Origin of the sequence: Burkholderia sp. RF4-BP95, assembly GCF_001521985.1 — a bacterium.
GTDB classification, from domain to species: domain Bacteria; phylum Pseudomonadota; class Gammaproteobacteria; order Burkholderiales; family Burkholderiaceae; genus Burkholderia; species Burkholderia diffusa.
In genome coordinates, this window is record NZ_LOSX01000023.1 from 72,144 (window position 1) to 98,612 (window position 26,469).

The following is a 26,469-nucleotide window of genomic DNA, read 5'->3' on the forward strand; positions in this document are numbered from 1 at the left end:
ACGCGCTCCACGTAAACGTCAGCGCCGGCATCGTGCGATGCCGGCAGAACAGGACACAAGCAGCAGCGCGGGCGATACCGCGCCGCCGGCCGCCGGTCAGGCCGCCTTCGCGTGCTTCGCGGGCTCCGCCGGGCTCGCACCCGCGTCGGCACGCGCCGGGTTGTTCGGATGCGTGGTCCAGTTCGCATAATCGCCCGCGTCGACCCGCTCCATCGTGATGCATTGCTCGACCGGACACACATGCATGCAAAGATTGCACCCGACGCACTCCGCGTCCACCACTTCGAAGTGCCGCACGCCGTCCTTCTCGGCCGTGATCGCCTGGTGCGACGTGTCCTCGCACGCGATATGGCACAGCCCGCACTGGATGCAGCGGTCCTGATCGATGCGCGCCTTGATGTCGTACTTCAGGTTCAGGTATTTCCAGTCGGTCACGTTCGGCACCGCGCGGCCGCGCACGTCGTCGAGCGTCGCGTAGCCCTTTGCGTCCATCCAGTTCGACAGCCCGTCGGCGAGATCGGACACGATACGGAATCCGTAATGCATCGCGGCGGTGCATACCTGCACGCTGCCGGCGCCGAGCACCATGAACTCGGCCGCGTCGCGCCACGACGAAATCCCGCCGATGCCGGAGATCGGCAGGTTCGGCGTTTCCGGGTCGCGCGCGATCTCCGCGACCATGTTAAGCGCGATCGGCTTGACCGCCGGGCCGCAGTAGCCGCCGTGCGTGCCCTTGCCGTCGACGGTCGGCATCGGCGCCATCTGGTCGAGATCCACCGCGACGATCGAGTTGATCGTGTTGATCAGCGATACGCCGTCCGCGCCGCCCTTGTAGGCGGCGCGCGAGCCCATCCGGATGTCGCTGATGTTCGGCGTGAGCTTCACGAGGCACGGCAGCTTCGTGCCTTCCTTGACCCAGCGCGTGACCATCTCGACGTATTCCGGCACCTGCCCGACGGCCGCGCCCATCCCGCGCTCGCTCATCCCGTGCGGGCAGCCGAAGTTCAGCTCGACCGCATCGGCGCCGGTATCCTCGACGAGCGGCAGGATCCATTTCCAGTCGCGCTCGTTGCACGGCACCATCAGCGACACGATCAGCGCACGGTCGGGCCAGTCGCGCTTCACCTGCGCGATCTCTTTCAGGTTCACGTCGAGCGGCCGGTCGGTGATCAGCTCGATGTTGTTCAGGCCGGCGATGCGCTGGCCATTCCACTGCACCGCGCCGTAGCGCGAGCTGACGTTGACGACGTGCGGATCGAGCCCGAGCGTCTTCCAGACGACGCCGCCCCAGCCCGCCTCGAACGCGCGATTGACGTTGTACGCCTTGTCGGTCGGCGGTGCGGAGGCCAGCCAGAACGGATTCGGCGAAGTGATGCCTGCGATGGTGCAGCGAAGGTCGGCCATGTTCGGCTCCGTGAAAATGGGGCGTTTATCGTGGTTCGCGTGGCGCGCGCCATGCACGCGATGCGCGCGATGCCGTTGCGTATGCCGTGCTCACGCGGCCTTGGCGGCGCGCTGCGCGAGCGCCGCGTCGATCGCCGCCGCCGCGCGCTTGCCGTCCTGCACGGCCTGCACCGTGAGGTCGATGCCGTCCGTCGCCGCGCAATCGCCGCCGGCCCACACGTCGGGCAACGCCGTGCGTCCGTCCGCGTCGACCGCGATGCGCGTGCCGTCTGCCGTCAGCAGCGCGGCCGCGACACCGTCCGGCGCCAGCGTCTGACCGATCGCCTTCAGCACCATGTCCGCGTCGACGGTGAAACGCTCGCCCGACGCGGCCTCGAATTCGACACCCGTCACGTGCCCGTCCGCGCCCGCGATGCGCACCGGCTTCGCGTGCGTGACGAGCGTGACGCCGCTCTTTTGCGCGAACTCGCGTTCGGCCCAGGTCGCGCTCATCGCGTCCACGCCGCGCCGGTACACCATCGTCACGCGCTCCGCGCCGAGCTTGCGGCTCTGCACGGACGCGTCGATCGCCGTGTTGCCGCCGCCGATCACGACCACGCGCCGCCCGACCGGCACGTTCTCCAGCGCGTCGGCCTGCCGCACCTGCTCGATGAAGTCGACCGCGTTCATCACGCCGGTCAATTGCTCGCCGTCGATCGCGAGCGTGCGCACGCCGCCCAGGCCCATCGCGAGAAACACCGCGTCATGCCGCTCGCGCAACGCGTCGAGCGTCACGTCGCGGCCGAGCGCGACACCGGTTTCCACCGCGATACCGCCGACCGACAGCAGCCACTCGACTTCGCGTTGCGCGAAATCGTCGACGGTCTTGTACGCGGCGATCCCGTATTCGTTCAAGCCGCCCGCCTTCGGCCGCGCATCGAACAGCGTGACGCGATGCCCGGCGAGCGCGAGCCGGTGCGCACAGGCGAGCCCGGCCGGCCCCGCGCCGACCACCGCGACATGCCGCCCCGTATCGGGCGCACGCGTGAAGCGCACCGCGCCGCTCGCCATCGCCCAGTCGGTCGCGTGCCGCTGCAGCGCGCCGATCGCGACCGGCTGCGCATCCTGGTGATTGCGCACGCACGCGCCTTCGCACAGGATCTCGGTCGGGCACACGCGTGCGCACATCCCGCCGAGCGGATTCGCGGACAGGATGTCGGTCGCGGCGCCCTTCAGGTTGCCGTTGCCGATCTTGCGGATGAAGCTCGGGATGTCGATCTGCGTCGGGCAGGCCTGCACGCACGGCGCGTCGTAGCAGTAGTGGCAGCGGCTGGCGGCGGCCGCGGCGGCAGTCGGATCGAGCAGCGGCGCGATATCGGCGAATTCGCACGAGAGTTGCGTGGACGACAGGCGATGCGCGGCGATATCGCCGGTTGGCTTGGTGGTCATACGCGTTCCTTCGACTGGTGGAGACAAAGCCGTCCCCGCCGGCTGCGAATGCACAGTCGGGGCGGTCCTGCTTGGGCATGCCACGGTCAGGCGACGATCAGCCTGCCGGCTGCGCTAGATCCGATCCGTCATGAAGCCGGCTCGCATGCGCGCGACAACATCGCGTGCAGCAGCACGTTCGCGCCGGCCTCGATCCACGCAGGCGTCGCGTCCTCGATCTCGTTGTGACTGATGCCGTCGACGCAGGGTACGAACACCATCGACGTCGGCGCGACCTGCGCCAGATAGCAAGCGTCGTGCCCCGCCCCCGACACGATGTCGCGATGCGAGTAGCCGAAGCGATCGGCCGCGTCGCGCACGGCCGCCACGCAGGCCGGATCGAACGCGACGGGCTTGTAGTAGAAAATCTGCTCGAGCGCGGTGTCGAGCCCGATCTCGCCCGCGATGCGCGCCACGCCGTCGCGCAGCGCGGCGTCCATCTCCGCGAGCACGGCGTCGTCCGGATGACGGAAATCGACGGTGAAGAACACGCGGCCCGGAATCACGTTGCGCGAGTTCGGGTGAACCTGCATCATCCCGACCGTCGCGCAGCCGAACGGCGCGTGATCGAGGCCGATCCGGTTCACGAGATCGACCACGCGCGATGCTCCGAGCAGCGCGTCGCGGCGGCGCGGCATCGGCGTCGGCCCCGCGTGCGCTTCCTGACCGGTGAACGTGATCTCGTACCAGCGCTGCCCCTGCGCGTCCGTCACGACGCCGATCGTCTTGCACTCCGCCTCGAGAATCGGCCCCTGCTCGATATGCAGCTCGAACGCCGCATGCAGCTTGCGACCGCCGCAGGGTACGTCGCCCGCGTAGCCGATGCGCGCGAGTTCCTCGCCGATCGTCTTGCCGTCGACGTCCTTGCGCGACAGCCCGTACTCGAGCGGGAACACGCCCGCGAACACGCCCGACGCGACCATCGCCGGCGCGAAGCGCGAGCCTTCCTCGTTGGTCCAGATCACGACCTCGACCGGATGTTCGGTCGCGATGCCGTGATCGTTCAGACTGCGAATCACCTCCAGGCCGCCGAGCACGCCGTAGATGCCGTCGAAGCGGCCGCCCGTCGGCTGCGAATCCGCGTGCGAGCCGGTAACGACCGGCGCCGCGTCGGCCACGCGGCCCGCGCGGCGCATGAACACATTGCCCATCGTATCGACCGTCACCGTGCAGCCGGCGGCTTTCGCCCAGCCGACGATCAGGTCGCGTCCGGCTTTGTCGAGATCGGTCAGCGCGAGGCGGCAGACGCCGCCCTTCGGCGTCGCGCCGATCTTCGCCACCTCCATCAGGCTGTCCCACAACCGCCTGCCGTCGACCTTGATCGACGTGTCGAATGCTGCCCGCTTCACTGTTTCCGATACCGCGTTCATTCGTATCGCTCCTGTGGGGTCGGTCATGCCGTCATTCCGGTCGCCGCCGGTGCGCGCATTGCTGCCGTCGGGGCAAACCCGCACCGGCGAGGTGCAGATGTGCATCGTTCGCGTGATTCGTCCGACCGATCGGCGGATTGCCGGCACTGCATTCCGTCGATCATCAAATCCTGTCCGATTGGACAGGTTTTAGACGATCAAAATGTCCAGCGCAATGTCTTTCTTGCGTGAATCGAACGAGCGAGAAACGTGCCACCGCATCGCAGCATCGCGCACGCCGATGCGGACGAGCACGTGCGTTCGATGCGAACCAGCGGCTAGAATGAAGCGCAACGCGGCATGCAAGCCGCGCGAGGGTAACGATGAGACATGACGAAGCGGCCGCCGAAGTCACCGGCGACGACGAAGCGAACATGCCATTGCGGCGACGCAAGGCGCACATCCGCGAGTCCAACGAAGCGCATCTGCTGGCCTGTGCGGAAGCCGTATTCGCGGAGCGCGGGCTCGACGGCGCGAGCACGGCGATGATCGCCGAACGTGCGGGCCTGCCGAAGGCGAACCTGCATTACTACTTCCCGACGAAGCTTGCGCTGTACCGTCGCGTGCTCGACGACCTGTTCGAAGACTGGCACCGCGCGGCCGGGTCGTTCGAGGCCGGCGACGATCCGGTCGAGGCGATCGGCGGCTACGTGCGCGCGAAGATGGATCTGTCGCGACGGCGCCCGCTCGGCTCGAAGGTCTGGGCCAACGAGATCATCCACGGTGCCGCGCACATGCAGGACATCCTGTCGGAACGCGTGAAGCCCTGGTTCGACACGCGGGTGAAGGTGATCGAAGGCTGGATCGCGCGCGGGCTGCTCGCGCCGATCGATGCACATGCGTTGATGTACCTGATCTGGGCGACCACGCAGCACTATGCGGATTTCGATGCACAGATCCGCGCGCTGAGCGGCAAGCGTGCGTTCACGCAGAAGGCGTTTGCCGAGAAGACCGAGCAGGTCGTGCAGCTCGTGATCCGCGCGTGCGGTGCGGTGTCGCCGGAGGCGGCGCGCGATCGGTGACGTGACTGCCGAACGCGCGCCGCCGTGCGCCGCGCTTAAGCGGCCACCTTGCGCTTGGGCACACCCGTGCGCTGCTGCGCTTCCCAATTCTCGACGAAGCCGACCGCCGCATCGGACGGCGCGAGCACTTTCCGGCCGCGCACCAGGTCGGCGGCCCGCTCGGCCAGCATGATCGTTGGCGCGTTCAGGTTCCCGTTCGGTTCGGTCGGAAACACCGACGAATCGATGACGCGCAGGCCCTGAACGCCGCGCACGCGCAATTCGGAATCCACCACGGCCATCTCGTCCTCGCCCATCCGGCACGAGCCGCACGGATGCATCGTGCTTTCCATGTTGGCGCGCACGAACGCATCGATCTCGTCGTCCGTCGTCACGTCCGGGCCGGGCGCCAGCTCCACGCCGCGGAAGCGATCCATGGCCGGCTGCCCGACGATCTCGCGCGTGAGGCGCACGCAGCGACGGAATCCCTCGCGGTCTTCCTCGCGGTCGAGATAGTTGAACCGGATTTCCGGATGCTCGTACGGATCGGCGGAGCGAACCCGAACGTACCCGCGGCTCTTGGGTTTGTTCGGCCCCGTGAGCACCATGAAGCCATGGCCCTTGTACGGCTTGTCGCCGTCATAGCGCATCGCCGCCGGCAGGAAGTGGAACTGGATGTCAGGCCAGCGCAGCCCTGCTTCGGAACGGATGAACCCGCCTGCCTCGAAATGGTTGCTGGCGCCCAGCCCGTCCTTGAACAGCAGCCAGCGCAGGCCGATCATCGCCTTGCCGAGCAGCCCCATCTTGCCGTTGAGCGACACCGGCTCCTTGCACTCGTACTGAATGTAGATTTCCGAGTGGTCCTGAAGATTCTCGCCGACGCCCGGCAGGTCGTGCACGACCTCGATCCCTGCCTTGCGCAACACGTCGGCCGGCCCGATCCCCGAGCGCTGCAGCAGGTGCGGCGAGCCGATCGGCCCCGACGACACCAGCACTTCCCGTGTGCAGCGAACCGTATGCTGGACGCCACCCTGCTCGTAGACCACGCCGACCGCGCGCTTGCCTTCCATCACGATCCGGCGCGTCATCGCATGCGTGACGACGGTCAGGTTGGGTCGCCGCATTGCCGGGCGCAGGTATGCGTTCGCGGTCGACCACCGAACGCCGTTCTTGACCGTCATGTGCATCGCGCCGAACCCTTCCTGCATGTAGCCGTTGCAGTCGTCGGTCTTGATGTAGCCGGCCTCGGCCCCCGCTTCCACCCAGGCGCCGTACAGCGGGTTCTGCATGTTGTTGCCGTTGTTGGTGCTCAGCGGGCCGTCCGCGCCGCGATATTCGTCGCCGCCGAACTTGTAGCTCTCGGCCTTGCGGAAATACGGCAGGCAGTTCCGGTATCCCCAGTCGCGGGCGCCGAGCGATTCCCATTCGTCGAAATCGCACGCGTGACCGCGAATGTAGACCAGGCCGTTGATCGACGACGAGCCGCCGAGCACCTTGCCGCGCGGGCAATGCAGGCGGCGTCCGTCCAGGTTCCGTTCCGGCGCCGTCTCGTAGTGCCAGTTGAACCGCTTCGTGTTCATCGGCATCGAGAACGCGCTCGGCATCTGGATGATCACGCTGCGATCGCTTCCGCCGTACTCCAGAACCAGCACGCTGACGTTCGAATCCTCGGTCAGGCGGTTCGCCAGCACGCATCCCGCCGACCCGGCGCCCACAATGATGTAGTCGTAGTATTTAGTCATCTTGATTATCCTGCTCGATGAATGATCCTCGCGTGCCGGGTCAGCCGCGCTTTTTCTCGCCGGTGGTGAACTCCGGCATGTGCGCTTCGATGTGCGCGATTTCCGCTTCCTCGCGCCGCAGGTCGAGCGACCGGCACAGCACGTAGTACGCGAGTGCCGAGACGATCAGCCCCACCAGCCAGGCCAGGTCGACGCTGCCCATCGCCTTCGCGAGCGGGCCGACGTAGACCTCGCGGTCGCCGTCGAAGATGCAGAAGAACGGCACCATCGCCACGAACCCGATCAGGTACGAAAGCAGGCCGCGTCCGCCCCAGTTCCCGTACAGGCTGTCGCGCGGGCGAAAGAAATGCGGCACCGCGTAGCGTCCCTTGCGCACGAAGAAATAGTCGGTCAGGTTGACTGCCGTCCACGGCACCAGGAAGTACAGCATCACCACCAGATAGATGTTGAGCACCGACAGGCCGGAACCCGACGCGTAGATGCGCATCGCCACGCCGAACTGCAGCAGCACGACGAAGACGATCGCCGCGATCCGGGCCTTCGCGGTCGGCTCCACCTTCCGGAACGAGTCCACGCTGGTGATGGCCGTCAGCTTCGCGCTGTAGATGTTCATCGCGATCACCGGCAGGAACGCGACGATGGTGATGGCCACGACCGCCGTGCCGAGCTGCGGCGCGATTCCGGCACCCACGCCGTGGAGCGCGACGAGCACATCGGTCGCATGCAGGTGCGCGCCGAGCCATCCGCCCACCGCGATCATCCACGCGCCGGACAGCGATGCCCCGACGAACACCGCGGCGATCAGCCTGCCGCTCGGCGTGTTCTTCGGCAGGTAGCGCGAATAGTCCGACACGTAGGGCGCATAGGCGATGTTGTAGCTGGCCGCTGCCGCGAACTGCGCGATGAAGCCGGTCCAGTTGAAACCCAGCTTCGCGACCGGCACACCGGCCGCCGCCGGCGCGTCATGGATCCAGCCGGCCAGCACCGCCAGCGTCACGAGGCCGTAAAGCGGCAGCGAAAGATACAACGACCATTTGAACGTCCGGTGCATCCAGTCGTGACCGAGTATCGCGAGGATCGTGGCCGGCACCGTCACGACCAGCGCGACCTGCATCGGATCCCAATGGAACAGCGTCCTGAGGCCCTGCATCATCAATACCAGGTTGACGATGTTGAAGCCCGCGAAGACGAACAATGTCGCCAGCAGCACGAGCACGACGCCGCGATAACCGAACTGCGCGCGCGACTGGATCATCTGCGGCAAGCCGAGATGCGGCCCTTGCGAGCCGTGGAACGCCATGAACAGCGTGCCGAACATGATGCCGAGCGTGCCGGAGACGGTGGTCCAGAACGAATCGAGACCGACGCTCGGCCCGACGAAGCCGATCGTCATCGTGAAGAACGTGAAGTTCCCGACGAACCAGAACGGCCCCTGGCTGGCCAGCCGATCGGTACGCTCGCTTTCCGGGACGAAGTCGATCGAGTGCGCCTCGATGGCACCGTGGTCGCCGCGCGGCGCCTTCAATACGTTTGTTTCTGCCTGCATGTTGTACCCCATGATCGCAAAGGGCTAAGCAGAGCGAATTCCCCGAACCGGTCCGGATGAACAGGTCGAGGATTTCGCATCGGGATCAGGCCGCCTTCGGCCGGCTGCAGGCTTTTGCCGTGCATGCCGGCGGCAGGCGGCACATCACGTGCAACCGGTCACGGAAGCGTGATGCAGACTGCCTTGGTCTCCATCAGATAGTCGAGCTGCTCCGGCCCGAGGTCCTTGCCGAACCCGGACGTCTTGAACCCGCCGAACGGCAGCGCCGGATCGATGGTGCTGTGCGCATTCACATAGACCGTGCCCGCCTGCAACCGCGGAATCAGGCCATGCACGCGCCCCAGGTCGTTCGAGTAGATCGCGGCGGCCAGGCCGAACGACGAATCGTTCGCGAGCGCCACGGCCTCGTCGAGCGTGTCGAACGGCGCGGTCACGAGCACCGGGCCGAAGATTTCCTCGCGGACGATCCGCATGTCGGGACGGCAATGCGCGAAGATCGTCGGTTCGACGAAATGCCCCGGGCCCGCATGGGCGCGGCCGCCGTAGTAGCATTCGGCGCCTTCCCGGATGCCGGATTCGATGTACGACAGGACCGTGTCCTTTTGCCTGGCCGATACGAGCGGGCTGATGAAGCAATCGCGATCCAGCCCGGGGGCGATCTTCAACGTCGCCGTGTACTCGGCCAGCGCCGCGAGGAAGCGGTCATGGATGTCGCGGTGGATATAGGCCCGCGTGCCCGCGTCGCACACCTGGCCGGAGTTGAAGAACACGCCGTTTGCCACGGCCTGCGCGGCGGCATCGATATCGGCGTCGTCCAGCACGATGACCGGGGATTTCCCGCCGAGTTCGAGCGTCACGCGCTTGATGTGCCGCACCGCGTTCTGCCCGACGTCGCGACCGACCGGCGTCGAACCCGTGAAGGTCAGCTTGTCGATGCCCGGGTGGCTCGCCATCGCGGCGCCGATCACGCTGCCGCGACCGGTCACGATGTTGACCACCCCATCCGGAATACCGGCTTCCTGCACCAGTTCTGCAAAGCGCAGCGTCGACAGCGACGTGAGTTCGGCCGGCTTCACAACCGTCGTGCAACCGACCGCCAGCGCGGCCGCCAGCTTCCAGGCCATGGTCTGCAGCGGATAGTTCCACGGCACGATCGCGCCCACGACACCGATCGGCTCCTTGCGCGTATAAGCCAGATAGTTGCCCGGCAGCGACGGCTCGACCGTGCGGCCGTGCAGCTTGGACGCCCAGCCGGCGAAATAACGGAACGTGTCGACGGTGCCCTGGATGTCGATCGCGCGGGCCTGCGCGACGGACTTGCCCATGTCGATCGATTCGATCTCCGCCAGTTCGTCCGCGTGCGCCTCGATCAGGTCGGCCAGCCGGTGCAGCAGCCGCTCGCGCTCCAGCGGCTTGAGGCGGCGCCATTCGCCGTGATCGAACTGGTGACGGGCGGCGGCGACGGCACGGTCGAGATCGGCCGTCGTCGCGAACGGAATCTGCGTGATGACGCCCTCGGTCGACGGCTCGGTGACGGCGCTGAACTGGCCGTCGCTGCCGTCCACCCACGCGCCGCCGATGAACATCTTCATCGGCCTGGCGAGAAAGTTGCGGGTCGCCTGGGAAACATCGTGGCGATCGAGATATTGCGCGACTACGGCATCCATGTTGATCTTCCTTGATAGCGTGCCCGGCACCTCTCGGCGAAGTTCCCCGGGCCGTACGGTAATGACTTCGAGCGTCCCGCGAGACGTCGCGCCCGATTCCTGATATGAATGTCTCAGCGGGCGCGGGCCAGGCTGCGCGCGTGGAAAATGAAACCGATGCTGTTCATCAGCAGTTGCGCGGCCAGGATCGACGTCGTGCCGGTCGGATCGTAAGCCGGCGCCACTTCCACCAGGTCCATGCCGACGATGCTTCCGTGGCTGCGCTTCGCGAGCGCCTGGATGATCTCGAGCACTTCGTAGTACTGGAAACCGCCGTGGCTCGGCGTGCCGGTTCCCGGCGCGATCGACGGATCGAAGCCGTCGATGTCGATCGTGATGTAGTAGGCGCTGCGCTGCGGAATCTGCTCGAGCACGCCATCGGTGCCGAGGCGCCGGACATCGCGCACGGACAGGATGTTGGAACCCGCGGCGCGGGCCGCGTCATAGTCGCTGCGGTTGGATGACGAGACGTTGCGGATGCCGAGCTGCGTCATGCCGGCGATGTGGTCCATCTCGGAGGCCCGGCGCAACGGGTTGCCGTGGCCGTATCGCACGCCGTGGCGTTCGTCGACGAAGTCGAGGTGCGCATCGAAATGCACGATGTGAATCGGCCCGCGGCCTTCGAACGCCTTGATCACCGGCGCATGCACCGAATGATCGCCGCCGAGCACCACCGGCATCGCTCCGCCGGCGAGAATCTTGCGCACGGCCAGTTCGATGTTCGCGTTGCTCGTGGCCATGTCGGTGTGAACGATGTCCGCATCGCCGACGTCCACCATGCGAACCTGATCCTCGGTCAGGTAGAGCACGTCGTCTTCGTGATCGTAGGCGCCCGCGTGCCCGAACGAAAACAGCGTCGACGCCTCGCGAATGCCGCGCGGGCCGAAGCGCGCGCCCGAGCGCCACTGGGTGCCCATGTCGTTGGGCGCACCCAGGATCGCGACGTCCGCGTCGATGTTCTCCCAGTCGAGGCACACCGGCGCCTTCGCAAAGGTGCAGTGACCGACGAACGGCAGGTTGAGCCTGCCCTTTTCATAGCTGTTGTTCTGCATTGTCTCCGTCTCCATCTGTATGCGGAATCGTCTTCGGGCGCACGGCCGTCCATGCGCTTGCCTTTGCGGTCACTATGGGCAAAAATTTTTTCCGGAAAAATAGCATCTATCAGATGTCCATATCGGATATTCCGATGTGACGGACGGAGGAGAACGGAACGTGAAACAGCTGCAGGACATCGACCTGAAACTGCTCAGGATTTTCATGACCATCGTGAAATGCGGCGGTTTCTCCGCCGCGCAGGCCGCGCTGAACGTGAGCCAGTCGACCATCAGCGAGCAGATGACCAGCCTCGAAACGCGCCTCGGCGTCAAATTGTGCGAACGCGGCCGCAGCGGCTTTCGTCTGACGGAACACGGCGTCGCGACCTACGAATCCGCGCAGCGCCTCGCGCTCGCGGTGGAAGCGTTCTGCATGGACACCCATGCGCTCAAGCAGCGCATCTCGGGCCGGCTTCATCTCGGCATCATCGACAACACGGTCACCGACACCGACAGCATCCTGCCGCTCGCGCTGCGCCGGTTCGTCTCGCGCGGTCACGACGTCCAGCTCGACATCTACATCGGCACGCCGGCCGAGCTCGAGGAGCGCGTGCTCGACGGGCGGTTGCACCTCGCGATCGGCCACTTCCCGCTCACCGTTGCCGGCCTGTCCTACACGCAGCTGTACGAGGAGCCCGACGGCCTCTACTGCAGCCGCTACCATCCGCTGTTCTCGACCGACGCCACCGGCGACGCGCTGATCGAGCGCGTCCGGCAAAGCCAGGTGGTCGCCCGCGCGTTCCTGCAGCAGCGCGACCTGCAATTGCTCGAGAGCGGCAGCGCGGCAGCCACCGTCGACAATGTCGAGGCCCAGGCGATCCTGATCCTGACGGGCGCGTATATCGGCTTTCTGCCGCGGCACTACGCGAGACAGTGGGTCGACGCCGGCCAGATGCGCCAGCTCGCCGCGGAACAGCTCACGTCCGCGTGGCCGTTCTCGTCGATCACGCGCCGCGGCGCCGCACAGCCGACCGTGCTTCGCGCGTTCCTCGACGACCTGATGGCCCAGTCGGGCAACCGCCCCCCGCCGGCGGACAGATAGTCGATATCGGATATTCATTTCGGTCCCCACCGAAGTATCGACCGGCCGCGATCGCGGCGCGGCCTTGCTCCGCCAGGCCGCGCGCCGATTTCGGCACGCCTGCGTCGTGCCGCGGCATCTGCTTCGCCGCATGGGCGGTCGAACGAGGTGTTGACACCGCCGCAGGCGTGCGACTAGATTGTCGCCAGCTATCGGGATGTGTCAGGAGAGACCGCCGTCCGGCGGCGCCGAAGGGGAATCGCCCCAGAAACTCTCAGGCAAAAGGACTGACGCATCGATTAGCGCTCTGGAGAGTAGGCCTCTGGTCGTCGACCAAGCCTCGCCGAAGGAGAAGCGCCCCGCCGGGGCGCGCAATCTCTCAGGCAAACGGACAGAGGGGGCATCAGGCACGCAGCCTGGAATGCCCCGGTCTCGTCCGGATGCCGACTCGTCGATCATCCTCCCGCCCGTGCACTTCCGGCTTGCGTGTGCCGCATCACTCAACGCAACCCTGTCAGGAAGAGAGCACATGAGCGAGGTCCGATACACCGAATCCCATGAATGGCTGCGCGTCGAAGGCGACGGCAGCGCCACCGTCGGCATTACCGACCACGCGCAATCGCAGCTGGGCGATCTGGTTTATGTCGCACTGCCAAACGAAGGCGACGCCTTTGCCCAGTACGACGAGGCCGCCACCGTCGAATCGGTCAAGGCCGCCGGCGAGGTCAAGATGCCGGTGTCCGGCACCGTGCTGGAAGCGAACGCCGCCCTGGGCGACACGCCGAGCCTCGTCAACGATTCCGCGGAATGCGACGGCTGGTTCTTCAGGATGCGCATCGACAGCCCGGAGCAGCTGACCGGGTTGATGGACGCCGCCGCGTATCGCGCCTATATCGGCGAATGACGGAGACGGCCATGAACGCATTCGATTCCGTCGCGCAGCGCGAGTCGTTCGTCCGCCGCCACATCGGCCCCGATGCAGACGAACAGGCCGCGATGCTGGCCGTGCTCGGCGTGGACTCCGTCGACGAGCTGGTGGAGCAGGTCGTCCCCGCGGCGATCCGCAGCGATGCGCCGCTCGCCCTGCCTCCCGGTTGCACCGAAGCCGACGCGCTGGACCGGCTGGCTGCACTGGCAGGCCGCAACCAGGTATTCCGCTCGTTCATCGGCATGGGATACCACGACACCCACACGCCGCCGGTCATTCAGCGCAACGTGCTGGAAAATCCGGCCTGGTACACGGCCTACACGCCGTACCAGCCTGAAATCTCGCAAGGCCGCCTGGAGGCGCTGCTCAACTTCCAGACCATGATCGCCGACCTGACCGGCCTCGAGATCGCCAACGCGTCGATGCTCGACGAAGGCACCGCGGCCGCCGAGGCGATGACGTTCTGCCGGCGCCTCGCCCGGTCGGACAGCCGGATCTTCTTCGTCGCGCACGATTGCCATCCGCAGACGATCGAGATCGTTCGCACGCGCGCGGAGCCGCTCGGCATCGAGATCGTCGTCGGAGATCCGCGCCGCGATCTGTCCGCCACCGGCTGTTTCGCCGCGCTGCTGCAATACCCGGGCACCTTCGGCGACATCCACGATTACCGCGACGTGGTCGGCACCCTGCATGCGAACGGCGCGCTGGCCGTGGTCGCCGCCGACCTGCTCGCGCTGACCCTGCTCGCGCCGCCGGGCGAATTCGGCGCCGACGTGGCGGTCGGCACCACGCAGCGCTTCGGCGTGCCGCTGGGTTACGGTGGCCCGCACGCCGGTTATTTCGCGACGCGCGACACGTTCAAGCGCACGATGCCGGGACGACTGGTCGGCGTGTCGGTCGACGCGCACGGCCGCCCGGCGCTGCGCCTCGCGATGCAGACGCGCGAACAGCACATCCGGCGCGAGAAGGCCACCAGCAACATCTGCACCGCGCAAGTACTGCTCGCCAATATCGCCGGCTTCTACGCGGCCTATCACGGCCCGCACGGACTGACCGCGATCGCGCGCCGCATCCACCGCCTCACCGCGATCCTGGCCGCCGGCCTGCGCCGGCTCGGCCATGCCGTGCCAACCGAATACTGCTTCGACACCATCGCCGTCGACAGCGGCATTCGCACCGATGCCGTGCACGCGGCGGCACGGGCCCGCCGGGTCAACCTGCGCGCCATCGACGCGCGCCGGATCGGCATCTCGCTCGACGAGACGACCACGTCCGACGATATCGTCATGCTCTGGTCGATCTTCTCCGAAGGGCGCGCCGTTCCCGACTTCGCGGCCGTCGACGCCGCCACCGCCGATGCGTTGCCTGCCCCGCTGCTGCGCCGGAGCGCCTTCCTCACGCACCCGGCGTTCAACAGCCATCACTCCGAAACGCGGATGCTGCGCTACCTGCGCCGGCTCGCCGACCAGGATCTCGCGCTCGACCGCACGATGATTCCGCTCGGCAGCTGCACGATGAAGCTGAACGCCACCGTGGAAATGATGCCGATCACGTGGCCGGCGTTCGCACGGCTGCATCCGTTCGCACCGGCCGAACAGGCCGACGGCTATCGCGTGCTGGCCCGGGAACTCGAGGCGATGCTGTGCACGATCACCGGATACGACGCGGTGTCGCTGCAGCCGAATGCGGGCTCGCAAGGCGAATACGCGGGCCTGCTCGCGATCCGCGCGTATCACGCGAGCCGCGGCGAGCCACGGCGCGACATCTGCCTGATTCCGTCGTCGGCGCACGGCACGAACCCGGCATCCGCACAGATGGCCGGCATGCAGGTCGTCGTCGTCGACTGCGACGACGACGGCAACGTCGACATCGACGACCTCGCCGACAAGGCAGCGCGGTACGACAGCCGCCTGGCCGCGATCATGATCACCTATCCGTCGACCCACGGCGTGTTCGAGGCCCGCGTACGCGACGCCTGCGACATCGTCCATGCGCACGGCGGCCAGGTCTACATCGACGGCGCCAACATGAACGCGCTGGTCGGCCTCGCCCGGCCGGGCGCGTTCGGCGGCGACGTGTCCCACCTGAACCTGCACAAGACCTTCTGCATCCCGCACGGCGGCGGCGGCCCCGGCGTCGGACCGATCGGCGTCAAGGCGCATCTCGCGCCGTTCCTGCCCGGGCATCGTGAGGGCAGCGTGCCGGGGATCGGTGCGGTGTCCGCGGCGCCGCTCGGCAGCGCGAGCATCCTGCCGATCACGTGGACCTACATCACGTTGATGGGGTCGCGCGGCTTGCAGCGTGCCACCGAGGTGGCGATCCTCAACGCCAACTACATCGCCGCGCGCCTCTCGCCACACTACCCGATTCTCTATACGGGGCCGAACGGCCGCGTCGCGCACGAATGCATCATCGACCTGCGGCCGTTGAAGGACAGCAGCGGCATCAGCGTCGACGACGTCGCCAAGCGCCTGATCGATTTCGGCTTCCACGCGCCGACGATGAGCTTCCCCGTCGCCGGCACGCTGATGATCGAGCCGACCGAATCGGAATCGAAGGCCGAACTCGACCGGTTCATCGACGCGATGATCTCGATCCGCGCCGAAATCGCAGCCGTGGAAACGGGCACGCTGGATGCCGAAGACAATCCGCTCAAGCACGCGCCGCACACGGCGGCCGAACTCGTGGGCGACTGGCGTCACGCGTATTCGCGCGAACAGGCCGTCTATCCGCTCGGCGTCGCGGCGACGGCCGGCGGCAAGTACTGGCCGCCGGTTTCGCGGGTCGACAACGTCTACGGCGACCGCAACCTCGTGTGTTCGTGTCCGCCGATGGAAGCGTATCGATCGTGACGCGCCGGCCGCTCCACTCGTAACGACACTCAACCCTGCTTGCGCGGCCGCGCACCCGACGTGCGCGCCGCACCGATACCAGGAGAAGGACAAATGTTCAGCAAAGACATGCGGATCGAAGGCTTCGATGACGAACTGTGGACAGCGATGGAACGCGAGCGCATTCGCCAGGAGGACCATATCGAGCTCATCGCTTCGGAAAACTACACGAGCCCGCGCGTGCTGCAGGCGCAAGGCTCGGTGCTGACCAACAAGTATGCCGAGGGCTATCCGGGCAAGCGCTACTACGGCGGCTGCGAATTCGTGGACGTTGTCGAACAACTGGCGATCGATCGCGCAAAGGCGCTGTTCGGTGCCGACTACGCGAACGTGCAGCCTCATTCCGGCAGCCAGGCCAACGCCGCCGTCTACATGGCACTGCTCGAGCCGCACGACACGATACTCGGCATGAGCCTCGCGCACGGCGGTCACCTGACGCATGGCGCGCACGTGAATTTCTCGGGCAAGCTCTACCGTGCCGTCCAGTACGGCCTGAACGCGAAAACCGGTGAGATCGATTACGACCAGGTCGAGGCGCTGGCGACCGCGCACCGGCCGAAACTGATCACGGCCGGCTTCTCCGCCTATTCCCGCGTGGTGGACTGGGCACGCTTCCGGCAGATCGCCGACGCCATCGGCGCATACCTGTTCGTCGACATGGCTCACGTGGCGGGCCTGGTGGCGGCCGGCGCGTACCCGAATCCGCTACCGCACGCGGACGTGGTCACCACGACGACCCACAAGACGTTACGCGGCCCGCGCGGGGGCCTGATTCTCGCCCGGGCGAATCCGGAGATCGAGAAGAAGCTCAATTCCGTCGTGTTCCCCGGCATCCAGGGCGGCCCGCTGATGCATGTCATCGCCGCCAAGGCCGTTGCGTTCAAGGAAGCGCTGTCGCCCGAGTTCCGGATCCATCAGCAGCAGGTGGTCGCCAACGCCCGGGCCATGGCCGATACGTTCGTCAAGCGCGGCTTCGACATCGTCTCCGGCGGAACGGACAATCACCTGTTCCTCGTCAGCCTGATCCGCCAGGGACTGACCGGCAAGGCGGCCGATGCGGCGCTGGGCCGCGCGCACATCACCGTGAACAAGAACGCGGTACCCGACGACCCGCAGAGCCCGTTCGTCACCAGCGGCATTCGCATCGGCACGCCTGCCGTGACGAGCCGCGGTTTCAAGGAAGCGGAAGCGCGCGCGGTGGCCGGCTGGATCTGCGACATCCTGGCCGATATCGAGAACCCGTCGGTCATCGACCGCGTTCGGCGACACGTCGCCGAACTGTGCGGCGCATTCCCGGTATACGGCAAGTAACGGCCGTTCGGGCCATTGCCCGACCGTTCTTCGGAAGCGACTTCGACGTCCCTCCGGAGAACGGAGCACGCCTCCGGATACGGGATTGCCCAAGTCGTTCATTCCGTACTCCGAAGCTGTGCCGCGCGCGATCTCCTAGAATCCTGTTGATCCGGAATAACGATGACGATCCCACTTTCCCGTACCCCACTCCACGACCTTCACGTCGAGCTCGGCGCGAAGATGGTTCCGTTCGCCGGGTACGAAATGCCCGTCCAGTACCCGCTCGGCATCCTCAAAGAGCATCTTCATACGCGCGAGCAGGCCGGCCTGTTCGATGTCTCGCACATGGGACAGGTGCTGCTGTCGGGCCCGGATGCCGCCGCCGCGCTCGAAACGCTGGTGCCGGTCGACGTGATCGACCTCCCGTTGGGCATGCAGCGCTACGCGTTGTTCACGAACGAGCAAGGCGGCATTCTCGACGACCTGATGATCACCCGCCTCGGCGACGCCGAGCTGATCGCGGTCGTTAACGCCGCCTGCAAGGACCGCGACGTCCGCCATCTGAGGGAACGGATCGGCCACCGCTGTGACGTCGTCGAGCTGACCGACCGCGCGCTGCTCGCCCTGCAAGGGCCGGCCGCCGCGTCGATTCTGGCGCGCCTGGCACCTCGCCTGGCCGAACTGGTCTTCATGCAAAGCACGCGTGTCGAGCTGGCAGGCGCGGCGTGCATGGTCAGCCGCTCCGGCTACACCGGCGAGGACGGCTACGAGATCTCCGTGCCGGCCGATCGGGCGGAAGCGCTCGCACGCCTGCTGCTGGCCGACCCTGCCGTCGAGCCGATCGGTCTCGGCGCGCGCGACTCGCTGCGCCTCGAAGCCGGCCTCTGCCTGTACGGCCACGACATCGACACCGGCACCACGCCGATCGAAGGCGGGCTGTTGTGGGCCCTCTCGAAAGTGCGACGCCCGGGCGGTGCACGCGCCGGCGGTTATCCCGGCGCGGATGTCGTCGCGCGGCAGATCGCCGAGGGCGTGACAAGAAAACGCGTCGGCTTCGTCGTGAAAGACAGGGTGCCGGTGCGCGAGGGCGCCGACATCGTCGACGCCGACGGACGCCCGATCGGCACGGTGACGAGCGGCGGCTTCGGTCCGACTTTCGGCGGCCCGGTCGCCATCGGCTATGTCGACGTCGAATTCGCGGCACCAGACACTGCACTGCATGCGATCGTCCGCGGCAAACCGGTCCCGATGGAAGTCGCGAAAACGCCATTCGTCCCGCAACGCTACTACCGGGGGTAAGCCATGGCGAACACGAATACCCGCAACACGCCGATGGCCGCCGGAACCCGGCTCTCCGCCGCGGAAAAAATGGCGCGCATCCCCGTGAAGATCGTCGCGACCGAACCGGCCGACATGCCGCGCAAGCCGGAATGGATTCGTGCGGCCTTTCCGGGTTCGCGCGAGGTGATGGCGCTGAAGAAGATCCTGCGCGAGCAGAAGCTGCATACGGTATGCGAGGAAGCCGGTTGCCCGAACCTCGGCGAGTGCTTCGCTCACGGCACGGCGACCTTCATGATCATGGGTGACATCTGTACACGGCGTTGTCCGTTCTGCGATGTCGGACACGGCCGCCCGCTTCCGCTCGATCCTGACGAACCGGCACGGCTCGCCGAAACGATTGCCGCGATGAGGCTCAAGTACGTGGTGATCACGTCGGTCGATCGCGACGACCTGCGCGACGGCGGCGCCGCACACTTCGCGGCCTGCATCGGCGCCGCACGCGAAATCGATCCGGCACTCCGGATCGAGGCGCTGACGCCGGATTTTCGCGGCAGGCACGAGGCCGCGCTGAACCTGCTCGCGGCCTCCCCGCCGGACGTGTTCAACCATAATCTGGAAACCGTGCCGCGCTTGTATCGCGAGGCGCGGCCGGGCGCCGATTACCGGCACTCGCTGAGCCTGCTGCAGGCATTCAGGTCCGCGGCGCCGAACGTGCCGACCAAATCGGGCCTGATGCTGGGCCTCGGCGAAGAGATCGACGAGGTCGAGCAGGTGATGCGCGACTTGCGCGCGCATGGCGTCGACATGCTGACCCTCGGCCAATATCTGCAGCCAACCCGTCACCACTTGCCCGTGAAGCGCTTCGTTCCTCCCGCGGAATTCGCGCAGCTGCGGCAACGCGCGCTTGCGCTCGGGTTCAGCCAGGTCGCATCGGGGCCGATGGTGCGCTCGTCCTATCACGCCGACCTGCAGGCGAAAGGCGAAACGGTCGAATGACGGCGGGTTCGATGAAGCGCGCGCGACGCACCTCGCCGATGGGGCGGTATGGCTCCGGTCCATACCGCCTGCGTCCTCCCGGCGCGCGTTACGCGACCCGCTGGATTGCGATCGCCGTCGCCTCGCCGCCGCCGATGCACAGCGACGCGACGCCGCGCTTCAGCCCATACGCTTCGAGCGCGGCCAGCAGCGTCACCATCACGCGTGCGCCCGATGCGCCGATCGGATGGCCGAGCGCACACGCGCCGCCGTGCACGTTGACCTTGTCGTGCGGCAGGTCGAGATCGCGCATCGCGGCCATCGCCACCACCGCGAAGGCTTCGTTGATCTCGAACAGGTCGACGTCGCGCAGGTTCCAGCCGGTTTTCTCCGACAGCTTGCGGATCGCGCCGATCGGTGCCGTCGCGAACAGGCCCGGCTTGTTCGCGTAGGTCGAATGCCCGACGATCACCGCCTTCGGCGCGAGGCCGAGCCGGTCCGCTTCCGAGCGACGCATCATCACGAGCGCGGCCGCGCCGTCGGAAATCGACGACGAATTGGCAGCCGTCACCGTACCGCCTTCGCGGAATGCCGGCTTGAGCGTCGGAATCTTGTCGAGCTTCGCGTTACCCGGTTGCTCGTCGATCGACACGACGGCTTCCGTCTTGCCGGCCTTCACCGTCACCGGCGCGATCTCCGATACGAAGCGTCCTTCCGCAATCGCGCGCTGCGCGCGCGTCAGCGATGCGATCGCGAACGCATCCTGCTCCTCGCGCGTGAACTGGTAGGCCTGCGCGCAATCCTCCGCGAACGTGCCCATCAGCCGGCCCTTGTCGTACGCGTCCTCGAGCCCGTCGAGGAACATGTGATCGAGCACCTGGCCATGCCCCATGCGCATCCCCGCGCGCGCCTTCGGCAGCAGGTACGGCGCATTCGTCATGCTCTCCATCCCGCCCGCGACCGCCACGTCCGCCGATCCCGCCAGCAGCAGGTCGTGCACGAACATCGCGGCCTTCATCCCTGAGCCGCACATCTTGTTGACCGTGGTCGCACCCACCGCCAGCGGCAAGCCCGCCTTCAGCGCGGCCTGCCGCGCCGGTGCCTGCCCCTGGCCGGCCGGCAGCACGCAGCCGAACACGATTTCATCGATGCGCTCGGCGGGCACGTTCGCGCGCTCGAGCGCCGCGCGAATCGCCACCGCGCCGAGCTCGCTCGCGCTGGCCGCGGCCAGGTCGCCCTGAAAACCACCCATCGGCGTGCGCGCCGCACCAACGATTACGATCGGATCCTGTGTCGTCATGATTGCATTCCTCCAGTGTCAGCGCGGTGCCATGCGCAGCGCGCCATCGAGACGGATGACTTCGCCGTTCAGCATCGTATTCTCGGCGATGTGGCGCACCAGCGCCGCGAATTCATCGGGGCGGCCGAGCCGCGGCGGGAACGGTACGCTCTTGCCGAGCGCGTCCTGCACGTCCTGCGGCATGCCGGCCATCATCGGCGTCGCGAAGATGCCCGGCGCGATCGTCACCACGCGAATGCCGAACCGCGCGAGTTCGCGCGCGATCGGCAACGTCATGCCCACCACGCCGCTCTTCGATGCCGCATACGCGGCCTGCCCGATCTGTCCGTCGAACGCCGCGACCGACGCGGTGTTGACGATCACGCCGCGCTCGCCTTCCGCGTCGGCGTCCTGCTTCGACATTACGTCGGCGGCCAGCCGAATCATGTTGAACGTGCCGACCAGATTGATCGACACCGCACGCGCGAAACGGTCGAGCGAATGCGGGCCTTCGCGGCCGACGACCTTCTCGCCCGGCGCGACGCCCGCGCAGTTCACGAGCGCATCGATGCGGCCGAACGCGTCGCGCGCAGCGGCAATAGCGGCCTGCCCGTCGGCTTCGCTCGTCACGTCGGTCTTCACGAAGCGTGCGGCCGCGCCGAGTTCGTGCGCGAGGCTCGTGCCGGCGTCTTCATTGACGTCCAGCAGCACGGCCTTGCCGCCTTCGGCGACCACCATGCGCGCCACCGCCGCGCCGAGGCCCGAACCGGCGCCCGTAATCAGAAAAACGCGATCCTTGATATTCATTCGCAGTCCGTATTCAGTATTCAGGAGTGAGCGGTCTTCTCGGCTTCCAGCTTGCGCAGCACGAAGCGCTGGATCTTGCCGCTCGGGGTTTTCGGCAGTGCGTCGACGAAGTCGATCGCGCGAGGATAGGCGTGTGCCGACAGTCGCCGCTTCACGTGCTGGCTCAGTTCTTCGGCCAGCGCCGGTGTGCCGTCGAAGCCTTTCGACAGCACGACGAACGCCTTGACGATCTCGGTGCGCTCCGGGTCCGGCACGCCGATCACCGCGGCCTCGCTGACAGCCGGATGCTCGATCAGCGCGCTTTCCACGTCGAACGGACCGATCCGGTAACCGGACGATGTGATCACGTCGTCCGCGCGGCCGATGAAGCTCACGGTACCGTCCGGCTCGAGCTCGACGTTGTCGCCGGTCCGGTAATAGCCGCCCGCGATCGCCGGCGTGTCCTGCTGCCAGTAACCGTAGAACCACAGCAGCGGCGAGCGCGCGATGTCGATTGCGAGAATGCCGGGCTCGCCGGGGCCAAGTTCGCGGCCGGCTTCGTCGAGCACCGCGACGCGATAGCCGGGCATCGCAAAACCCGCCGAGCCGGCATGGACGACGTGCGCGAGTCCGTGATGATTGTTCACGACCATCCCGAGCTCAGTCTGGCCGTAGTGGTCGTAGATCGGCGCGCCGAGCGCCGCGTGGAACCAGCGCACGACTTCCGGATTCAGCGGTTCGCCCGCGCTGCTGACGACGCGCAGTTGCCCTTTCAGGCGCGCGGCCGCTTCGGTGCCGGCCGCCATCAGCATCCGGAACGCCGTCGGCGAACCGGCGAGGCTCGTGATGCCGAGCCGTTCGATCACGTCGTAGGTACTGTCGACCGTGAAACCACCCTCGTACAGCGTCGTTGCATGGCCGAGCAGCAGCGGGCCCGTGATCGCGTAATAGAGGCCATATGCCCAGCCCGGATCGGCGATGTTCCAAAAGCGGTCGCCGGCGCGAAGGTCCACCGCGTCGCGCATGTACGCGCCGAACGCGAGCAGCGCGCGCAACGGCACCGGCACGCCCTTCGGCAAACCCGTCGTGCCCGACGTCGACATCATCATGAACAGGTCGGTGCCCTTTCGCGGCACCGGTTCGAATACGTCGGACTGCGCGTCGAGCGCCGCGCGGAAATCGATGTCGCGCACCGGTAGCGCGTCGCCCGACTCGCGCACCGTCGCGACCCGCGGGCAATCGACGATCTCGTCGAGCTTCCCGCGATTCGCGATGTTGGTGACGACCAGCCGTGCATCGCTCATGCGCAGCCGGTGCTCGATCGCCTTCGGCCCGAATGCGGTGAACAGCGGCTGATAGACGGCGCCCGCGCGCCACGTGCCGAGGATCGTCGCGACGAGTTCGGGCGTACGCGGCAACAGGCCGGCCACCACGTCGCCCGGCTTCACGCCCTGCTCGACCAGCAGGTTCGCGACCCGCGCCGACAGCGACTGCATCTGCGCGAACGTGAAGCTGCGATGCTGGCCGCCGACGTCGATCCAGTCGAGTGCGATCGCATTCGCGTCCGCCGCCGCATGCCGGTCGCAGCATTCGACGCAGGCGTTCAGGCCCTGCTCCAGGTCGCCGTGCAGATGTGCGGCGGCGGTCTCGATACGGAAGCCGGCCACGGCGTCGGCGTAGGCCGGCACCACCCGGGCGGTTGCTCCATCACGCATGCGTGTCTCCTGTTCGTTATGCCCGCCGGCGAACCGGGGGTATATCGATGATGGTAGACAGCCGTCACATTGCAATCAATGACAAACAGAATCTAGAATCGTGATCGCTTTTGCCATGTCTGGAGGGCACGAAAAATGGGGCCGCAGATGATCTCGCCGGATTTCGTCGAGGATGCGCTCGAGAGCCTGCGCCGGCTGCGGATTCCGATCGAGCCCGTGCTGCGCGTGGCCGGCCTGCCGGCCACCGTGCGCGAGCCCGTCACACCACAGCAGTACGGTCGCCTGTGGCTGGCGATCGCCAACGCGATCGACGACGAATTCTTCGGGCTAGCGGCCCGACCGATGCGGCGCGGCAGCTTCACGCTGCTGTGCCACGCCGTGCTGCACGCGGGTACGCTCGAGAAAGCGCTGCGGCGTGCGCTGCAGTTCCTGCGCGTGGTGCTCGACGAACCGCGCGGCGAGCTCGTGGTCGCCGACGGCCAGGCGCAGATCGTCCTCACGCAGGCGGGCGCACCGTATTCGGCGTTCGCGTACCGGACCTTCTGGCTGATCCTGCTCGGCGTCGCCTGCTGGCTGATCGGCCGACGCATTCCGCTGCAGCGCATCGATTTCGCATGCCCGAGCCCCGACCAGCGCGGCGACTACCACCAGTTCTTTGGCGTGCCCGTGCATTTCGACCGCCCGGACAGCCGGCTCGCGTTCAACGCCGCGTACCTCGCGCTGCCGACGATCCGCTCCGCGCAGGCGCTGAAAACCTTCCTGCGCGGCGCGCCCGGCAACCTGCTCGTGCGCTACCGGCACGACACCGGCTGGGTGGCAAAGACACGTGCGCATCTGAAGGCCCAACCGGCCGCCGAGTGGCCGGACTTCGACACGCTGGCCGTGCGCCTCGGCACGACGCCCGCGACCCTGCGGCGACGGTTGCGCAGCGAGGGGCAGAGCTTCGCGTCGATCAAGGACGAACTGCGCGGTGCGCTGGCCCAGTCGCTGTTACGCGGGCACACGCTCAGCGTCGCGGAAATCGCGGCGGAACTCGGTTTTACCGAGCCCAGCGCGTTTCATCGCGCGTTCCGGAAATGGACTGGGACGAGCCCGGGCGCATTTCGGCGGGATGTCAATGCGGCGCAGGCGGAGCATTGAATCGCTGCGCGGGTGTGCGTCACGCTCGGTGCGAGCGCGCTAAAGGGCAAGGCTGACGTGCATGATCGCAGTGAATTTCAGCAGTCGTGCGGTTGCTCGAGCTGTTGGCCTTTAATGGAAGTTCTGGAAGAACCGCTCTCTTTTGCTTCAAGAGGCAATCCCCCCGCATTCGACGGCCACGCAGTCGATTCGGCAGTGAGCACGCAATCACGCTGCAGTCTGTTGGCGTTCAATCGCTTCCCGCTTCGGCAACGACACGGCGCAGAATCGACGGCGCCGCATGCCGGCGCGAAGTTGCGCGTTGCGCTGCCTGACCACATACTGACCGCCCATGCGAACAAGACCGCGTTGATGGTGACTGTCGATCAGGGTGCCGCTTCAGTGCTGGGTGTCGTGGGATCTGCCGTGTCCCTGTTGGCAGCCATTCCGTACGCGCTCGCGATCTACCGGCGCACCGTTCGGCCGCACCTGTTCACGTGGCTCATCTGGTCGGTCGTCACGGTGATCGCGGCCGCCGGTCAGTTCGTTGCGGGTGCCGGACCGTCTGCATGGTGCACTGCCGCGATCGCACTGACCTGCTTTCTGACTTTCGTCGCGAGTCTGTTTCGAGGTGAGCGCGGCTGGACCCGCATCGATTGGCTCTTCCTGTGCGCGGCACTATCGGCCATTCCGCTCTGGATGCTGACCGAGGACCCTACGATGTCGATCTGTCTGGTCACGCTGATCGAGCTTGCCGGCCTGGGACCGACCATACGCAAGACGCTTCGCGATCCGTGGAGCGAGAGCCTCACGTATTTCGCGCTGTGCGTGCTCAAGTACGCATTGGCGCTGCTGGCGCTAAGCAGGTGGAATGTCGCGGTCGCGTTCTATCCTTCGGTCAATATCGTCGCGTCGATCGGCATCTGCTTGGTGATGTTGGTGCGACGTCAGGCGCTGTCGAAACCGGAGTAGCCTCTGTCGAATAGCCTTGGTGCCGGAACGCGAGGGCCGCCGCAGCCCGATTGCCGGCCGTGTATGAAATGCGGACCCTTCGAACCGTTGCGAGGCCCCGATATGGATGCCGTTCGTGCAGTCATCGAACCGTATGAAGCCGCACTGCGAGCGGCGATGCTCGCCAACGACGTCGACACACTCGACACGTTGCTGGATGACGACCTCGTCTTCACCATCCCGAGCGGGCTGGTCATTTCGAAAGATGACGATCTGTCTGCGCATCGCGCGAAACTGCTGCGTCTCGACACACTCGATATCCAGGAGACTCAGGCAAAGTCGATCGGCGAGATGATCCTCACCACGACGAAGGCGAAGCTTGCCGGTCGTTTCGACGGCAACGCATTCGATGGCATGTTCGCCTATACGCGCCTGTGGCGCCGATCGGGTAGCGAGTGGCGTGTCGTCGCCGGACATGCATCGCAGATCGGTTGAACTTACGACATGCCCGCAAATCAGGAAACTGCTGGATCGAAAGGTAAGCCGATGCTGCCGCTATCGCGCACTCGGCGACTGTTACCGATGACGGGGAGGAAGAGATGCGCCACAGCGTTAGCGTTCGTGCAGCGCGTGCGGCCGATAGAAAGGCACTCTCGAGATCGGTGAAAAAGAGTCCTTGGGAGAGCATGCGGTTTGCGAGACGGGGACGGTTCTCTGTCATCTCGCGCTTTCCGCCGCCCCAATGCAAAAACCCCCGCCTGGTCGGGCGGGGGTTCTTGGCTTGAGGGAGCCTGACGATTACCTACTTTCACACGGGAATCCGCACTATCATCGGCGTAGAGTCGTTTCACGGTCCTGTTC

The 26,469-nt window shown here is 66.6% G+C and carries 20 protein-coding genes and 1 riboswitch; of the genes, 10 read left to right on the forward strand and 10 right to left on the reverse strand.

The features are described from left to right. Positions 1 to 96: 96 nt before the first annotated feature. From preA to WS46_RS09190, 3 genes are all read right to left on the reverse strand, one after another. Positions 97 to 1,404, reverse strand: coding sequence for an NAD-dependent dihydropyrimidine dehydrogenase subunit PreA (gene preA, locus WS46_RS09180; RefSeq protein ID WP_059690278.1), 1,308 nt, complete (start codon positions 1,402 to 1,404; stop codon positions 97 to 99). Between the two features lie 90 nt (positions 1,405 to 1,494). After that, positions 1,495 to 2,832 carry an NAD(P)-dependent oxidoreductase gene (locus WS46_RS09185; RefSeq protein WP_059690279.1) on the reverse strand — a complete coding sequence of 446 codons (1,338 nt, stop codon included), beginning with the start codon at positions 2,830 to 2,832 and terminating at the stop codon, positions 1,495 to 1,497. A gap of 128 nt (positions 2,833 to 2,960) precedes the next feature. Then, positions 2,961 to 4,241, reverse strand: a complete 1,281-nt coding sequence (locus WS46_RS09190; protein WP_059690280.1) for a Zn-dependent hydrolase — start codon at positions 4,239 to 4,241, stop codon at positions 2,961 to 2,963. Between the two features lie 362 nt (positions 4,242 to 4,603). Between WS46_RS09190 and WS46_RS09195 the strand changes: the two genes are divergently transcribed. After that, positions 4,604 to 5,302, forward strand: a complete 699-nt coding sequence (locus WS46_RS09195) for a TetR/AcrR family transcriptional regulator (protein ID WP_059534467.1) — start codon at positions 4,604 to 4,606, stop codon at positions 5,300 to 5,302. Between the two features lie 35 nt (positions 5,303 to 5,337). Here the strand turns inward: WS46_RS09195 and betA are convergent, their stop codons facing one another. The 4 genes from betA to speB all read right to left on the reverse strand — a co-directional run bounded on the left by betA (position 5,338) and on the right by speB (position 11,327). Further along, positions 5,338 to 7,023, reverse strand: a complete 1,686-nt coding sequence (betA, locus tag WS46_RS09200; RefSeq protein ID WP_059690281.1) for a choline dehydrogenase — start codon at positions 7,021 to 7,023, stop codon at positions 5,338 to 5,340. 40 nt (positions 7,024 to 7,063) lie between these two features. Beyond that, positions 7,064 to 8,569, reverse strand: a complete 1,506-nt coding sequence (locus tag WS46_RS09205; protein ID WP_059690295.1) for a cytosine permease — start codon at positions 8,567 to 8,569, stop codon at positions 7,064 to 7,066. Positions 8,570 to 8,727: 158 nt separating this feature from the next. Next, positions 8,728 to 10,236 carry an aldehyde dehydrogenase gene (locus tag WS46_RS09210; RefSeq protein WP_059690282.1) on the reverse strand — a complete coding sequence of 503 codons (1,509 nt, stop codon included), beginning with the start codon at positions 10,234 to 10,236 and terminating at the stop codon, positions 8,728 to 8,730. 113 nt (positions 10,237 to 10,349) lie between these two features. Beyond that, positions 10,350 to 11,327, reverse strand: a complete 978-nt coding sequence (gene speB, locus WS46_RS09215; protein ID WP_059534472.1) for an agmatinase — start codon at positions 11,325 to 11,327, stop codon at positions 10,350 to 10,352. A gap of 160 nt (positions 11,328 to 11,487) precedes the next feature. Between speB and WS46_RS09220 the strand changes: the two genes are divergently transcribed. The 6 genes from WS46_RS09220 to lipA all read left to right on the forward strand — a co-directional run bounded on the left by WS46_RS09220 (position 11,488) and on the right by lipA (position 19,779). After that, positions 11,488 to 12,411 (forward strand): LysR family transcriptional regulator, encoded by a 924-nt coding sequence (locus tag WS46_RS09220; RefSeq protein ID WP_059534474.1) that lies wholly within the window; start codon positions 11,488 to 11,490, stop codon positions 12,409 to 12,411. 192 nt (positions 12,412 to 12,603) lie between these two features. Next, positions 12,604 to 12,690, forward strand: a riboswitch (glycine riboswitch). 229 nt (positions 12,691 to 12,919) lie between these two features. Continuing rightward, complete coding sequence (gene gcvH / locus WS46_RS09225; RefSeq protein ID WP_059534476.1) at positions 12,920 to 13,294, forward strand: glycine cleavage system protein GcvH; 375 nt, start codon at positions 12,920 to 12,922, stop codon at positions 13,292 to 13,294. After that, complete coding sequence (gene gcvP / locus WS46_RS09230; protein WP_218921322.1) at positions 13,291 to 16,170, forward strand: aminomethyl-transferring glycine dehydrogenase; 2,880 nt, start codon at positions 13,291 to 13,293, stop codon at positions 16,168 to 16,170. The genes gcvH and gcvP overlap by 4 nt, the downstream gene beginning before the upstream one ends. Positions 16,171 to 16,263: 93 nt before the next feature. Next, positions 16,264 to 17,520 carry a serine hydroxymethyltransferase gene (glyA, locus tag WS46_RS09235; RefSeq protein ID WP_059690283.1) on the forward strand — a complete coding sequence of 419 codons (1,257 nt, stop codon included), beginning with the start codon at positions 16,264 to 16,266 and terminating at the stop codon, positions 17,518 to 17,520. Positions 17,521 to 17,682: 162 nt separating this feature from the next. Then, on the forward strand, positions 17,683 to 18,801 hold the full coding sequence (gcvT, locus tag WS46_RS09240; protein ID WP_059690284.1) for a glycine cleavage system aminomethyltransferase GcvT: 1,119 nt from the start codon (positions 17,683 to 17,685) through the stop codon (positions 18,799 to 18,801). Positions 18,802 to 18,804: 3 nt separating this feature from the next. Beyond that, positions 18,805 to 19,779: a lipoyl synthase gene (gene lipA / locus WS46_RS09245; protein ID WP_059690285.1), complete on the forward strand. Its 975-nt coding sequence runs from the start codon at positions 18,805 to 18,807 to the stop codon at positions 19,777 to 19,779. Between the two features lie 88 nt (positions 19,780 to 19,867). Here lipA and WS46_RS09250 read toward each other — a convergent pair whose 3' ends face one another. From WS46_RS09250 to WS46_RS09260, 3 genes are read right to left on the reverse strand one after another with little or no spacing between them, the layout of a single operon-like run. Continuing rightward, complete coding sequence (locus WS46_RS09250) at positions 19,868 to 21,058, reverse strand: acetyl-CoA C-acetyltransferase (protein ID WP_059690286.1); 1,191 nt, start codon at positions 21,056 to 21,058, stop codon at positions 19,868 to 19,870. 18 nt (positions 21,059 to 21,076) lie between these two features. Beyond that, a complete protein-coding gene (locus tag WS46_RS09255) occupies positions 21,077 to 21,844 on the reverse strand; it encodes a 3-hydroxyacyl-CoA dehydrogenase (RefSeq protein WP_059690287.1) in 768 nt (255 codons plus the stop codon). A 20-nt stretch (positions 21,845 to 21,864) separates the two neighbouring features. After that, positions 21,865 to 23,538, reverse strand: coding sequence for an acyl-CoA synthetase (locus WS46_RS09260; RefSeq protein ID WP_059690288.1), 1,674 nt, complete (start codon positions 23,536 to 23,538; stop codon positions 21,865 to 21,867). Between the two features lie 135 nt (positions 23,539 to 23,673). Between WS46_RS09260 and WS46_RS09265 the strand changes: the two genes are divergently transcribed. The 3 genes from WS46_RS09265 to WS46_RS09275 all read left to right on the forward strand — a co-directional run bounded on the left by WS46_RS09265 (position 23,674) and on the right by WS46_RS09275 (position 26,103). Continuing rightward, entirely contained in the window at positions 23,674 to 24,678 is a 1,005-nt protein-coding gene (locus tag WS46_RS09265) for an AraC family transcriptional regulator (protein WP_059690289.1), read from the forward strand. A 351-nt stretch (positions 24,679 to 25,029) separates the two neighbouring features. Then, positions 25,030 to 25,629, forward strand: coding sequence for a hypothetical protein (locus WS46_RS09270; RefSeq protein WP_059690297.1), 600 nt, complete (start codon positions 25,030 to 25,032; stop codon positions 25,627 to 25,629). Positions 25,630 to 25,731: 102 nt separating this feature from the next. Further along, positions 25,732 to 26,103: a nuclear transport factor 2 family protein gene (locus tag WS46_RS09275; RefSeq protein WP_059690290.1), complete on the forward strand. Its 372-nt coding sequence runs from the start codon at positions 25,732 to 25,734 to the stop codon at positions 26,101 to 26,103. Positions 26,104 to 26,469 lie beyond the last annotated feature (366 nt).

Coding starts and splice junctions, on each gene's coding strand:
- preA (WP_059690278.1), bottom strand. CDS start 1,404: ATGGCCGACCTTCGCTGCACCATCGCAGGCATCACTTCGCCGAATCCG.
- WS46_RS09185 (WP_059690279.1), bottom strand. CDS start 2,832: ATGACCACCAAGCCAACCGGCGATATCGCCGCGCATCGCCTGTCGTCC.
- WS46_RS09190 (WP_059690280.1), bottom strand. CDS start 4,241: ATGAACGCGGTATCGGAAACAGTGAAGCGGGCAGCATTCGACACGTCG.
- WS46_RS09195 (WP_059534467.1), top strand. CDS start 4,604: ATGAGACATGACGAAGCGGCCGCCGAAGTCACCGGCGACGACGAAGCG.
- betA (WP_059690281.1), bottom strand. CDS start 7,023: ATGACTAAATACTACGACTACATCATTGTGGGCGCCGGGTCGGCGGGA.
- WS46_RS09205 (WP_059690295.1), bottom strand. CDS start 8,569: ATGCAGGCAGAAACAAACGTATTGAAGGCGCCGCGCGGCGACCACGGT.
- WS46_RS09210 (WP_059690282.1), bottom strand. CDS start 10,236: ATGGATGCCGTAGTCGCGCAATATCTCGATCGCCACGATGTTTCCCAG.
- speB (WP_059534472.1), bottom strand. CDS start 11,327: ATGCAGAACAACAGCTATGAAAAGGGCAGGCTCAACCTGCCGTTCGTC.
- gcvH (WP_059534476.1), top strand. CDS start 12,920: ATGAGCGAGGTCCGATACACCGAATCCCATGAATGGCTGCGCGTCGAA.
- gcvP (WP_218921322.1), top strand. CDS start 13,291: ATGACGGAGACGGCCATGAACGCATTCGATTCCGTCGCGCAGCGCGAG.
- glyA (WP_059690283.1), top strand. CDS start 16,264: ATGTTCAGCAAAGACATGCGGATCGAAGGCTTCGATGACGAACTGTGG.
- gcvT (WP_059690284.1), top strand. CDS start 17,683: ATGACGATCCCACTTTCCCGTACCCCACTCCACGACCTTCACGTCGAG.
- lipA (WP_059690285.1), top strand. CDS start 18,805: ATGGCGAACACGAATACCCGCAACACGCCGATGGCCGCCGGAACCCGG.
- WS46_RS09250 (WP_059690286.1), bottom strand. CDS start 21,058: ATGACGACACAGGATCCGATCGTAATCGTTGGTGCGGCGCGCACGCCG.
- WS46_RS09255 (WP_059690287.1), bottom strand. CDS start 21,844: ATGAATATCAAGGATCGCGTTTTTCTGATTACGGGCGCCGGTTCGGGC.
- WS46_RS09260 (WP_059690288.1), bottom strand. CDS start 23,538: ATGCGTGATGGAGCAACCGCCCGGGTGGTGCCGGCCTACGCCGACGCC.
- WS46_RS09265 (WP_059690289.1), top strand. CDS start 23,674: ATGGGGCCGCAGATGATCTCGCCGGATTTCGTCGAGGATGCGCTCGAG.
- WS46_RS09270 (WP_059690297.1), top strand. CDS start 25,030: ATGGTGACTGTCGATCAGGGTGCCGCTTCAGTGCTGGGTGTCGTGGGA.
- WS46_RS09275 (WP_059690290.1), top strand. CDS start 25,732: ATGGATGCCGTTCGTGCAGTCATCGAACCGTATGAAGCCGCACTGCGA.